The organism is Cricetibacter osteomyelitidis (assembly GCF_004340985.1).
In the GTDB taxonomy this organism is placed as follows: Bacteria; Pseudomonadota; Gammaproteobacteria; order Enterobacterales; family Pasteurellaceae; genus Cricetibacter; species Cricetibacter osteomyelitidis.
The window spans coordinates 1-12910 of the sequence record NZ_SLYB01000025.1 but is presented as its reverse complement, the minus strand read 5'-3'; the positions used below and the strand labels follow the sequence as shown (position 1 = coordinate 12910).

Annotated in this window: 11 protein-coding genes and 1 pseudogene; 6 read left to right on the top strand and 6 right to left on the bottom strand. The window is 39.8% G+C overall.

Features of this window, described 5'->3' with window-relative positions:
- Nucleotides 1-3: 3 nt before the first annotated feature.
- Genes EDC44_RS10130 through EDC44_RS10115 form a run of 4 tightly spaced genes read right to left on the bottom strand, consistent with a single transcriptional unit; the run spans nucleotide 4 to nucleotide 4616 of the window.
- A complete protein-coding gene (locus tag EDC44_RS10130; protein WP_131978323.1) occupies nucleotides 4-1062 on the bottom strand; it encodes a peptide ABC transporter ATP-binding protein in 1059 nt (352 codons plus the stop codon).
- Nucleotides 1063-1073: 11 nt separating this feature from the next.
- A complete protein-coding gene (locus EDC44_RS10125) occupies nucleotides 1074-1961 on the bottom strand; it encodes an ABC transporter permease subunit (RefSeq protein ID WP_131978320.1) in 888 nt (295 codons plus the stop codon).
- Complete coding sequence (locus EDC44_RS10120; RefSeq protein WP_131978317.1) at nucleotides 1951-2916, bottom strand: ABC transporter permease; 966 nt, start codon at nucleotides 2914-2916, stop codon at nucleotides 1951-1953. Before EDC44_RS10120 ends, EDC44_RS10125 begins: the two co-directional genes overlap by 11 nt.
- Nucleotides 2913-4616, bottom strand: a complete 1704-nt coding sequence (locus EDC44_RS10115) for an ABC transporter substrate-binding protein (protein ID WP_131978314.1) — start codon at nucleotides 4614-4616, stop codon at nucleotides 2913-2915. Before EDC44_RS10115 ends, EDC44_RS10120 begins: the two co-directional genes overlap by 4 nt.
- Before the next feature lie 88 nt (nucleotides 4617-4704).
- On the opposite strand from EDC44_RS10115, the gene pspB reads away from it, so the two are divergent.
- From pspB to EDC44_RS10100, 3 genes are all read left to right on the top strand, one after another.
- Entirely contained in the window at nucleotides 4705-4941 is a 237-nt protein-coding gene (gene pspB, locus EDC44_RS10110) for an envelope stress response membrane protein PspB (RefSeq protein WP_131978311.1), read from the top strand.
- 93 nt (nucleotides 4942-5034) lie between these two features.
- A complete protein-coding gene (locus EDC44_RS10105) occupies nucleotides 5035-5391 on the top strand; it encodes a PspC domain-containing protein (RefSeq protein ID WP_165870254.1) in 357 nt (118 codons plus the stop codon).
- Entirely contained in the window at nucleotides 5391-6806 is a 1416-nt protein-coding gene (locus EDC44_RS10100; protein ID WP_131978305.1) for a YcjX family GTP-binding protein, read from the top strand. Before EDC44_RS10105 ends, EDC44_RS10100 begins: the two co-directional genes overlap by 1 nt.
- Nucleotides 6807-6854: 48 nt before the next feature.
- Here EDC44_RS10100 and EDC44_RS10095 read toward each other — a convergent pair whose 3' ends face one another.
- Entirely contained in the window at nucleotides 6855-7613 is a 759-nt protein-coding gene (locus EDC44_RS10095) for an OmpA family protein (RefSeq protein ID WP_131978302.1), read from the bottom strand.
- 202 nt (nucleotides 7614-7815) lie between these two features.
- On the opposite strand from EDC44_RS10095, the gene EDC44_RS10090 reads away from it, so the two are divergent.
- From EDC44_RS10090 to EDC44_RS10080, 3 genes are all read left to right on the top strand, one after another.
- Entirely contained in the window at nucleotides 7816-8127 is a 312-nt protein-coding gene (locus EDC44_RS10090) for a hypothetical protein (protein ID WP_131978299.1), read from the top strand.
- A 108-nt stretch (nucleotides 8128-8235) separates the two neighbouring features.
- Nucleotides 8236-8889 carry an IS1595 family transposase gene (locus EDC44_RS10085; protein ID WP_131978296.1) on the top strand — a complete coding sequence of 218 codons (654 nt, stop codon included), beginning with the start codon at nucleotides 8236-8238 and terminating at the stop codon, nucleotides 8887-8889.
- A gap of 45 nt (nucleotides 8890-8934) precedes the next feature.
- The gene (locus EDC44_RS10080; protein WP_131978293.1) at nucleotides 8935-10026 is read left to right on the top strand and encodes a TIGR01620 family protein; all 1092 of its coding nucleotides are present in this window, start codon (nucleotides 8935-8937) and stop codon (nucleotides 10024-10026) included.
- A gap of 57 nt (nucleotides 10027-10083) precedes the next feature.
- On the opposite strand, the pseudogene EDC44_RS13005 reads toward EDC44_RS10080, so the two are convergent.
- Nucleotides 10084-12910, bottom strand: a pseudogene (locus EDC44_RS13005) (hypothetical protein); the annotation flags it as partial.

The window sequence follows — 12910 nt, the reverse complement described above, 5'->3', positions numbered from 1 at the left end:
ATATCATCCCACCTTCACTTCGGTTTCCGGTAATGTTAACGGGCTTTCTTTAGGCTCTTTCAATAAATTGCCATGTTCCCGCAAATTCAGCGGGTAATGGCAGGCAAATTCATGTTGTTTAATTCGTCTTAATGCCGGTTTTACAACACATTCCCGTTGAGCAAAAGGACAACGCGGACCAAGCCGGCACCCGATCGGCAGTTGTTCCAATAACGGAATAGTCCCTTTTAAAGTGCTAAGTTTGCTTTTTGGCGGTAACGGTTGGCTAAAATCCGGCACTGCATGCAACAAGGCTTGCGTATAAGGATGATGCGGACTTTGCAAAATACTATCCACCGGGCCGGATTCCGCATTTTGTCCGCAATAAAGCACTGTAAAGCTATCACACCATTCGCTGATACTGATAATATCGTTACTTGCCAATAACACTGCCGTCCCCTGATTTTGATTCATACTGGAAAGCAATCGGAAAATTTGTTCTTGTGTGGCAAACTCGACGGAATGTGTCGGTTCGTCGGCAATCAATAAACGCGGTTGATTGGCCACCGCAATGGCAATCATCACTTTTTGAGCTTCCCCTTCGGTAATTTCATAAGGGTAGCTATTCATAATATCTTTATGATCCTTAATCCCTACACGGTGTAATAATTCCACTGCACGCCGTTTTTTCCAGCCGAACCAATGCCACCATTTGCCCTTGAATGTCCACGCCGGTATATGCTGAATAATTTGCTTACCGATGGTTTTACTGGGATCCAGATTTGCCTGGGGATTTTGGAATATCATTGAGATCTCTTTTCCCACCAACTTACGTCGTTTATTGGGACTGAGTTTCAGTAATTCCACGTCGTTAAAACGAAAACGGTCTGCCGTGATAATCCAAGAATCTTTAGCCGCATTACAAATAACCTTAGCGATCAAACTTTTACCCGAGCCCGTATCACCCACCAAACCGCGGATTTCAGCTTCGTTCAAGGTTAAACTGACATTATCTACCACTTTAACGCTGCCGACTTCCGTTTGGATCTTAATGGTCAAATTACGAATATCTAATAACGCCACAGTATTATCTCCTATTCATAATATTGATTGATCGCTTTGCACAGACCGTTACCCAGAATAATTACAACTAAAATCGTGGTAATCAATATGATGCCCGGTAAAAAAACAGTCCAAGGTGCAAGATAAATTAACGGAATGGCATCGCGTAACATGGTCCCCCACTCCGGTAGCGGACTTTGGGCTCCCAATGCAATAAAACTCAGTGCACTAATATCAAGCAGTGCAATAGTAAATGCACGGGATACTTCTTTAATATAAGGCACCGCAATATTCGGCAGGACGGCTTCTTTCAATAAACTTTTATTGGTTGCACCGTCCAATCTCAGCATCATTACGTATTCTTTATTGAGTTCTTTTTGAATAGCCTGATAAATTTCGTGTACAAAGTGCGGTAATAATGCGAGAAAAATTGCTAACATGGCATTAAGCAGGCTTGGTTGCATTAAGGTGGCAATAATAATGGCAATTAACAAAATCGGCGTAGATAAAAATGCATCAAGAAAATGACCTAAAATCTGTGATTTTGCCCCCCGTCCCATACCGGTCGCGATACCTAAAATACCGCCGATTACTGCTGTGAAAAAGACCACGATCAATGCTCCGCCAAAAGTATAGCGGAATCCGTTAATTAAGCGACTGAATACATCTCGTCCAATATCATCCGTGCCGAAAAAAAAGGCAACTTGACCGTTACTAAACCACGACGGCGGAGTCAATTCACGTCCGACAAACTGCATATCCGCCGAATACGGTGCGACAAATGCGCCAAAAAGTGCGGTCAAAATAAATAAAATAAATGCATAAAAGCTGAATAACGCAATGCGGTTACGGCGGAATGTATGCCATAAACCGATTAATGCCGCACTTTGGCGAAACTCGTCGGGTTCTCTATCTTGCATACCAACCTTTCCTATTAAACGGATCCAACATGAATGTCGTTACATTAGTCACCACATTAATGCAAATCATTAACGAACCGATAACCACCACGCCCGCCGAAATACTGTTATAATCCTGCTGACTTACTGCATCAATAATCCAACGCCCGATGCCCGGCCAGCCGATAATATTTTCAATCAACATACTGTAAGCAAAGACCAAAGCAAAAATACGTGCAAATTCCGGCACTAACAAAGGCAACGTATTACGCAAAATACGTTTGCGTAAAATTTTTAGCGTTGACCAACCGCGCGTTACTTCCACTTTAACATAATTTTGATTAAATACCGTTTCCGCCCGTTGCTGGATAAACCGGGTTACTTCCATCGTCGGAGAAATCATTAAGACGATAGTCGGCAATGCCAAATGTTGCAGTACATTTTGAATAACTTTAAGTCGATAATCTTCATCCATAAACCACACGTCAATAATCGCAAAACCGGTGATAGGCTTGATTTCATATAGTAAATTAAACTGCCCTACCGATGAAATTTCCCAATCATAAATAGCCGAAAAATACATTAATAAAGGAGCAACCCAGAATACCGGTACGGAAAGTCCCAAAGAAGAGACCGCACTTATGCTTTTGCCTACAAAATTTTGTCGATTCACCGCACCGATAATGCCTAACGGGATACCTAATAATACCGCAAGCAACATACTGGCTATGCAAAGCTCAATAGTCGGCGGCAATACGGTAAAAATTAAGGTTAATAACGAATCGCCGCCGCTATAAGTGATGCCTAAATCACCGTGTAGTAAGCCATTAACATAATTAACATAACCTGAATAAAAGCGCGGTTGCGCCAATTCTGCGTTCAGCGGATCACGCATTAAAATAATGTAACTGATAAAAGACAAGGCAAGCAGACTAATCATAATCAGTAGTGCATGACGTAATAAAGCGCGGATCATCGTTTGTCTCCGGATTTATTGTCATAAGACAATTTCTCAAAAGCAATACTACCAAAAGGCGTTAATTCAACACCTTTCACCCGATTATTGATAACCAGCAAACGTTTCATATTTGCAATCGGTACAATAGGTAATTGAGCAAAGATCATGCGTTGTGCCAACCCGTAATCTTCCGCTCGTTTTTGTTGCTGCGTATGAATTAAAGCGAGATCCAACATGGAATCAAAGGGCAAAAAACACCAGTTCGCCAAATTAGTTACGTCATCTTTGGTGCTACAACTGAGGATCGGTCGTAAAAAGGTGTCAGGATCTAATGTTCCGGCAACCCAACCGGTTAAAATCAAATCATAATCAGCAGTTTTTGCCTTTAACTGCTGCACTAAATAATTACGCGTAACGCTTTTTACTTGTAATTTCACTCCCACCTGAGCCAAATCGAATTTGATTAGCTCCGCCATTTTAGCGGGGGCTGGATTATACACCTGTTCCTCATCGACTACCCACATCTTCAATGTGAGATTCTGAGGTGCTAAGACGGTTTTAGCCGTAGCAGGATCATAGCCATAATCAAATAAATATTTATCATTCGGTATCGCCCAGGAAACCATTGGGATAACGGAATTGGCAACAGTTGCCGTATCATAATAAATATGCTTAATAATTCTTTTTCTATCAATACTTTGTGCAATAGCTTGGCGTAAATTGATATCACGTATACGTTCTTTTTCAAAATTAAATGCAATAAACGCCAAATTCATACCATCAGTCTTATCCAGCTTAAATTGTTCCGGTGAAAAATTTAATAAACCTAATTGGCTCACTTCCGGATAGGCGGTAATTTGGCATTCATTATTAAAAAATTTTGCCAAACGACCGGTTTTTTCCGTGGATAAATCAATAATCATATTTTTAATTGCCGGTTTTTTGCCCCAGTAATCTTCATGACGAATTAAACGAATATGTTGATTACGCAAATAATCTTTTACCTGATAAGGTCCGGTTCCTACCGGTTCAAGATCAAGTTGAGCCAAATTGTCATCCGCATTGAGCTGCAACGCATATTCCTGGGAAAAAATGATGGCATACTGACTTGCCAAATGAGCCAAAATAGAAGCATCCGGTACGGTTAATTTTATTTCCACGGTATAAGGCGAAAGTGCGGTAATGGATTTGATTTTATCTTTCAACCGAATACTGTCGAAATAAGGAAAACGTACCTTTTTCGCTTGTTCATAAAAAATACGATATTGCGGATTTGTGTAACTTTCTTTCGGCAGATCCAATTCAGGTAAAGCTGAATTCCCACCGAGAATACGGTTTAAGGAAAATAACACATCATCAGCGTTAAAATCCCGCGTTGGCGTAAACCAAGGCGTGTGATGAAATGCTACACCGCGACGCAATTCAATGGTAATGGTTAAACCATCCGCTGAAATCCGATAACTTTTCGCCAGCACCGGTGATACTTGCGACGAATTATTTTTTATCTCAAATAACTTGTTATATATCTGTTCCGTCACCACATTCATGGTAGTGCCGGCATCGGCAGTTTGCGGGTTAAAAGAAACCCCAGCGGCGTTAGTACAATAAATCAGTCCGTTTTGCGTTAATATTTCAGGTACGCGCGGAGCAGCCGCCGCTTGAAATGCGGTAGCAAACAATATAAACAGGGCGAAAAAATATTTATTTATAGACATCATTATCGTATTGTGGAATTCTGTAATAGCTAAATTGTAAAATATATTACAGAAATAAGCTAATTTTTAATAGGAACAAAAGGATCAGATTATGTTTACTTCATTTTTATTGCTTTCAATCTGTGCTTTTATTGTAGCATTAATCGCCGTTCCTCTGTGGCTTTATTTAAATTATAAAAGCAAACAGGATTTTGCCTTGGGTTTGACACAAGAAGAAAAACAACAAATCACAGAGCTGGAAAACGAAACCAAACAGTTGTCGCAACGCATTACGCAATTGGAAGCGTTATTGGATTATCATAAACCGAATTGGCGTGAAACACGTTAAAGTGCGGTGATAAAAACAATTTTTTTAATCTTGGCGATGCCGACGGTAAACAATCGATCCAGGCCGGTTGTGAATAATTTTGGAGAAATTTTTATGATTTATCGTTATCCTAAAGAAGGGCAAGTTGCCGGTGTTTGCATCGGATTGGCAAAACATTTCGGATTGGATACTTGGATTATCCGCCAGGCTTTCGTACTTTTATTTTTTCTAGGCGGAACGTTATTCCTACCGCTGGCTTATTTTGCCGCCGTATTGCTTATGGAAAAAGCACCGGAAAGCTATTACCGCACACCCATAACACAATTTCATTTTAACGGCTCGGTTAATCCGCCTTCCAGAACGGCACAAAAAATTCACCAAATTCGTCTTGAACTGGAATACACAAAATTGCGTGTGGCCGATGTGGAACGTTATACCCATAGTGATCAATTCCATAAAGGAACAAAATAATGTTCGACTTTATTCAACGTGAATTAAACGAAATAATTAATCGCGGTTTTGACCGCACTTTACGCTTAGCCGTAACAGGTTTAAGCCGTAGTGGAAAAACTGCTTTTATTACCAGTTTAATCAATCAACTGTTAAATATTAATCGGCAAGAGAATTTTCACTTACCATTGTTTAAAGCTGCCCGTAACGGTAGCTTACTGGCAGTCAAACGCGTTGCCCAACCGGATCTCAAAATACCGCGTTTTGACTATGAAAATAATTTACGGGCACTCAGTGCGAATCCGCCTCATTGGCCACAATCCACCCGTGGTGTGAGCGAAACGCGTTTGGCTATTCGCTATCAACACACCAACGGATTAATGCGTCATATTAAAGAAACCGGTACTCTCTATTTGGATATTTTTGACTATCCCGGCGAATGGTTATTGGATCTGCCGTTATTGGAATTGAACTATCAACAATGGTCAGATTCTTTACAGCAGATCCATCATGGCAAACGCACTATGTTGGCACAACATTGGTTAGAAAAAACTAAAAAACTCGATCTCAATGCCACGGCCGATGAAAGTATTTTGGCACAACTTGCCAATGACTATCGCCAATACCTACAAGCCTGTAAATCAGAAGGGTTACATTTTATTCAACCGGGACGTGTTGTATTGCCGGGTGAATTAGAAGGTGCACCGGCATTACAATTTTTCCCCTTGTTGCATTTAACGCCTCAACAATGGCAAAGCTTAAAAAACAACAGCAGTAAACACAGCTATTTTCAAGTGTTGAATAAACGTTATAAATATTATCGCGATCATATCGTAAAAGCTTTTTACGAAAACTATTTCGTTCATTTTGATCGCCAGATTATTTTAGCCGATTGTTTGACGCCGCTTAATCATAGTCATCAAGCGTTCGAAGATATGCGGGAAGGATTACAGCAAATTTTCAAAAATTTTCACTATGGAAAACGTACGTTACTCAGCCGTTTATTCTCACCACGCATTGATAAATTGATGTTCGTGGCAAGCAAAGCGGATCATATCACCAGCGATCAATTACCAAATTTAGTCAGCTTAATGCGACAATTAGTACAAGAAAGCGGGCGGCATGCCGAATTTGAAGGATTGCAAACGGAATATACTGCCATTGCGGCAATTCGTGCTACGCAACAAGTGATCGTGACACAAAACGGTCAACAATTCAAAGCATTACAGGGAATCCGTTCATCGGACAAACAACCCGTTACGCTCTACCCCGGTAGCGTACCGAGCAGATTGCCCAATATGGACTTTTGGCAAAAAAAATCGCGGCCTTTTGAATTTGATCAATTCGAACCGCAACCCTTAAAAAATAATGAAATCATACCGCACTTACGCATGGATACCGTATTGCAATTTTTAATCGGAGATAAATTGGAATAACAAAAAAGCCCGTATCATCACACAGGCTCTTCATTCGATTACTCAAAATTATTTGACTAACTCAATCACCACGCGGCGATTCGGACGCAAACATTCGCGTAATTCCGCTCCGCTTTGATCATTACAAGCTTTCACTTGATCCGCTTTGCCATGACCAACGACGGAAGTAATGCGGGCAGGCTCAATACCCAAGGTAATCAATTCATTTTTCACGCGTTCCGCACGACGTTGAGAAAGTTTTAAATTCGCCACATCGCTGCCTAAACGATCTGCATAGCCGTTAATCGTGAAAGATTGTGTGGTATTGCTTAATATTTTCGCTACATTAGTCAAAATACGTTGACCGCCGGCACTTAACGTATCTTTATTGAAATCGAATATAAAATCAGCTGACATATCAATATTATCACCATGTTTTACATTACAGCTTTCAGGCAACCAGAAGAAAGATTGTGCCTCGCCATTTTTATCAAACAAAACTTTATATTGACAAATTTTATGCTCACCATGCTCACGATAATTAAAGACATAGTCCCACTCACGCACGCCGAATAAGCCTTCGGCAAATTGAGGATCTCCGACTAACTGTCTGATTTGTTCTTTATTCATCCCTTTTTCAATCGTATTAACATTATCCCAATTAGGCCAGGAACCGTATTGCGTACCGAAACTGCTAAAGGTTGAAGATTCAATTTTCGGCCATACGGGTTTATCGGTTGTTCCTTCATCAGAAACTTTACTCAAATTCCCGCATGCCGCTAAAGAAACGGCTGCAACTGCGGTCAATAAATAACTTGATAATTTCATCAATCTGTCCTTAGTTAACAAAAAAAGAATGAATATAACAATATCGTTATAAGTGTGACAAATTCTAACAATATTATTTTTTATATTCAATTATTCGCCTGATAAATTCATCAGTCTTATATTTATTTACATTTCTCTTTACATTCTTAAATAAAAACTGCGTTATAATGTGAAAGAACTAAATGAGAATAGGAGAAATCTTATGAAAAAATTATCGCTAACTACACTGTTATTTGCATTATTATTGACTGTAGGTTGTACCAGCCAACCTAAAAATCAACCGCAAATGGCGTTAGATATGAAAACAGTAAATGAATACAATGCGAAAGTCGCTAGCGGCAATACCGTGCCACCGTCTCAACGCAATAAAGCACAAAAAGAAGTGGATTATCCGCTCAATGCCAGCGATAGCCGTCCTCGGGCACAAACCACTCGCGTCAGCCAGCCGAATATTGCCATTGTGCCGTCTTTCGGTTATTACCACCATAGCGGCCGCTACTGGCGTTATTGGTAAATATAAATTCTACAAAAACAGACCGCACTTTTTTGGAAAAACTTAAAAAGTGCGGTTATATTTTTTATTGGGGCTGTATTAGATTAGCAAGTATGCTAGTCTATAAAAATGAAGATAACCCATTGTAAATTAAAGAAAACTATACAGAAAAAACTGCTTGAGTTTTTTGTGTTGGAAGTGACAGCAAGATCGGCAGCAGATTTATTAGGAATAAACCAGAATTCCGCTGCCCTGTTCTATCGTAAAATTCGTGAAGTCATCAGCTATCATTTAGCCCTTGAAGCCGATGAAGTTTTCGAGGGGCAAATAGAACTTGATGAGAGCTATTTCGGTGGTCATCGGAAAGGCAAAAGAGGACGAGGATCCGCCGGTAAGGTAGCGGTTTTCGGCATTTTGAAACGACAAGGAAAAGTCTATACAGTTGTCGTTGAAAATACCAAATCAAGCACGTTAATGCCTGTCATAGCAAGGAAAATCAAGCCGGACAGTTGGGTTTATACCGATACGTATCGCAGCTATGATGTACTTGATGTGAGTGAATTTCATCACGAGCGGAGCAACCATTCCGAGCTTTTTGCAGTGAAGCAAAATCACATCAACGGCATTGAAAATTTTTGGAGTCAAGCCAAGCGGGTACTTCGAAAATATAATGGAATTGACCGAAAAAATTTCCCATTTTTCTTGAAAGAATGCGAATTTCGGTTTAACTTTGGAACACCAAAAGAGCAGTTAAAAACATTGCGAAAATGGTGTGAAATTTAGGGCTAATCTAATACAGCCCCTTTTTTAATTATAAAGGAAAGTCCATTGAGCAAAATTATTTTTGAACAAAAACCGCAATATACACCACAAGAAAAATTTATGCCTAAACAAGAATTTAATGCAGAATTTGCTATCCCTGATCCGGAAACGGAAAATAGCGAAATGTTAGAAGGGGAATTATTTGAACAAATTGTGCAACCCAAACCCCGTTGGTGGAAAAAAGTGCTGGGAGCCACAGTACTTTTGTTTTTAGTCGCCAGTGTCGCACAATCGGTACAGTGGCTGCTTGATACTTATCAACAAAATCAATGGATTTACTTTGCTTTTGCCATTGTGAGTTTTGTTTTTGTGATATTGGGGATCGGAGCAATTTTAAATGAATGGAAACGCTTAATTCATCTGAAAAAACGGGACGAATTTAAACGGCAAAGCCAAAATATTGTTTATGCTAGTCAAAGTGCGGTAAATTCTGCCACTGTTTTAGGTGATGAAAGCTTTAATCAAGGCAAAAATCTTTGTTTAAATGTAGCCAAATCAATGCAATTGGACGAACAACATCCATCGATCGTAAGCTGGCAAAATCAAATCAACGAAGCCCATTCCGGACAAGAAGTGACTTATTTATTCAGTCAGAATGTATTGCAGCAAATTGATACACAAGCGAAAAAAATGATTACCCGTCACGCATCCGAAGCAACCGTTATCGTAGCAATCAGTCCATTGGCGTTGGTGGATATGTTTTTTATTGCTTGGCGGAATATTCGTTTAATCAACCAACTCGCCAAACTCTATGGCATTGAACTGGGATATTTTAGCCGTATCCGTTTGTTGCGTATGGTATTGCTCAATATTGCTTTCGCCGGTGCTACCGAATTAGTTCATGATTTTGGTATGGATTGGCTTTCACAAGATCTCACCGCCAAACTTTCCGCCCGTGCCGCACAGGGCATCGGCATTGGATTGTTAACCGCCCGTTTAGGTATTAAGACAATGGAATTTTGCCGTCCGTTAACATTCCAACAAGATGAGAAACCCCGGTTAAATATAATTTATCGGGAATTATTAAGTTCCATAAAATCAACGATATTAGGCGGAAATAAAACAACCGAAAAAGAAAAAGTAAGTATCAAAAATTAAACCGCACTTTAGGCGTTAGCAAAAGTGCGGTCTGTTTTTAATGGGTTTTTAGTGAGGTTAGATCACTTCGATATCGGTTTGGATATTAATCGTAGTTGTGTTATCACCTTGGTAGGTATAAACATTATATTCTATACCATCACTATCGGTTGTTTGACTAGTTAAAGTCCAAGATGGACGAGTCACGCCAACAATTTTATCTCCTAAGTTCTGACCACTTTGAACGCCAAGATTCACTTGATCTCCAGCATCACCTTTGACATAAATTGGATTGGTGGATTTTTTCACATAATCAGACCAAACATCAGTAAGTTTATTCGCTCCAGAACCGGTTAAATCAATCACCTCAACATTCATAATGTTGGTAAATTTGATCTCATTGCCAGCACCTCTCACTAAGAGAGTGTCTTTGCCATCACCACCGTCAATCGTACCATTAATCGTCACGCTTGAACCGGTTACAGTAATGGTGTCATCACCTGCACCAAGATTCATTTTGCCGGTAAAACCTTTACCTAGTGTAATATTATCTACACCTTCTCCAGTAATGATTGTTCCAGAAACAGAGCCAGCAATAGAAACCGTATTATCACCATTGCCAAGATTAATTTCTTTAGCGGTGAAATCACCATGAATCTCAACACTATCATCACCAGCACCGGTTGTGATAGTTCTGCCATAGATACCACTATTGGTGTAAGAACCTTCAATATTTACGGTATTATCCCCTTCTCCCAACACAAGATTACCTTTGTAATCACTATTTACTTTGATGGTATCATTACCAGAACCTACAGTAATATCCCCATTACCGTTGCCGATAGTAACTTCATTATCACCATCACCGAGATTTATTGTACCACTGTGAGTACCTGTGATAGTTACCTGATCATTACCATCAGTGGTTATAATGCTACCAGAACTGCTACCAAGAGAAATGGCATTATTTCCTGCACTAAGATCCATCGTGCCACGATGTTCTCCGGCAATATTTACAGTATCATTACCCGATCCCATCTTCACTTTAGCGTTAACACCAATACCATCATGTTCCATAGTAAAGCTATTATCACCATTACCAAGATCCATCTCGGCATTACCAGCATACCAACCTTTCTTAATAATAACATTATCTGTACCCGCTCCACCGTAAATTTTTGCCGTATGACTTACAGTGGATGAAGTACCTTCCCCATCAATGGTTAAGGTATTTTCTGAACTTGCAGTATCAATATTGTCATCATTACCTAAGCTACGCTCTGAACCGTCTTGATATTTATCTAAATAGCGATCTGACATTTCATTACCACTACCCAAATCAATTAAACCATTAGCAATACCCCCAATAGTAATTTGGTCACTACCACTACCTGCATATAGATTACCGTTTGAGTGTTTACCTATCATAATAGTATCATCACCAGATTCCGCAAAGATAAATGCTTTATCACCAGTTGTAATACCATCACCAAATTGCCCATTAAGTTCAAGTTTATCGTTACCTTCGCCAAGATATATATGAGTTCGCATTCCAGTTATATCATCACCGTTTGTAAGTATACTACCTCGGATTTTCAAGATATCATCGCCCTTGCCCATATCAATTGTTGAAGTTGAAGCACGACCATCGGTTTTCTCACGAGAAGCACCACCATCTGCATAGTTTGCGAAATTACCTTTAGTATCTGAATCTCTTCCATTTGAATAATAACCAATATAAAGTTTATCTCCACGATCAGTCATAATAATTGCATCACCAGTATCTTTACCATTGTCTTTACCCGGTACAGTGCTGACTGTCCAAGCTTTATTAGCATTTTGATTTTTTTCTAATGCAGAAGATGAGGTACCGTAAGCTAAAGATAAATCACCGTTCAAATGCGGTAAAGCAATAGGATCAGCATCAAGGATTAAGCCAATTGCTTGTCCCCCATTATTTGCTTCACTATTAATCGGCTTAACAGCATAAGCATTATCTGCCTGAACTGAAGCAATAACCGTTTCTGGTCCTTCAAAATTAAATTGATCGCCAGCTGCTTCACGAATTGGATCAATGGTAAAGGTCGCTGAAGTCGAACCAGCCGGAATCTTAACTTCAATAACTCTCCCCTTGACCAGAATCGCATCTTCACCTTCGCCTACATTTACATTGTGTTCTATTCCTTGAGTTTCAGTGCCATTCACATATATTTTATAATCTACTGTTGGTTCAGATCGCCCAGTTAGTGCTACTTTCACAACTGTATCTGTCGTTGTAGGTTTATCAATACTTACAGTATAAGTTAATACCGTTTCAGTTTTGGTATCTTCTTCTGTTGCAGGATAAAGTACATCATTGGTAATATCCCCTGTCACAGAAATACCCACAGTTGGTACTTTAATGGTTACATCCGTATCTGTAGCAGATGTACCATTTTCAGTTACACTTGCTGTGATTTTGTATTCTGTTGTGGCAGAGAAGTTAGTAATTGCATTTGGAGAAATATCAACTGCCCAAGTACCACTGCTAACTGTTGTTTTCACTATTACCACATCACTATTGCCATCATTAATAGTTACGGTCACTTCTGTACCATCTGACACATTTGTTGCTGTACCAGAAATTTTATAGCCGTTAGTATTCAATGTCGGTGTTAATTGTGCATAAACATCAGAATCACCTGTGTCGTCACCTATCTGAGCTTGATCTGCGATCTTATTGATATCTACTTGAGGTATATCTGGTTCTGGATTGTCTCCGGCATTTTTTGAGTCTGCCGGGGCAGTATTGCCTTTTTCATCCGTACCTGTCGCATTAATCGGCTCACCGTCTTTCACTTTATCCGCCGGGATATTAACCACGCCCGTTGTTGGATTAACCTCTGCACCCGTGTCATTTGGTGAT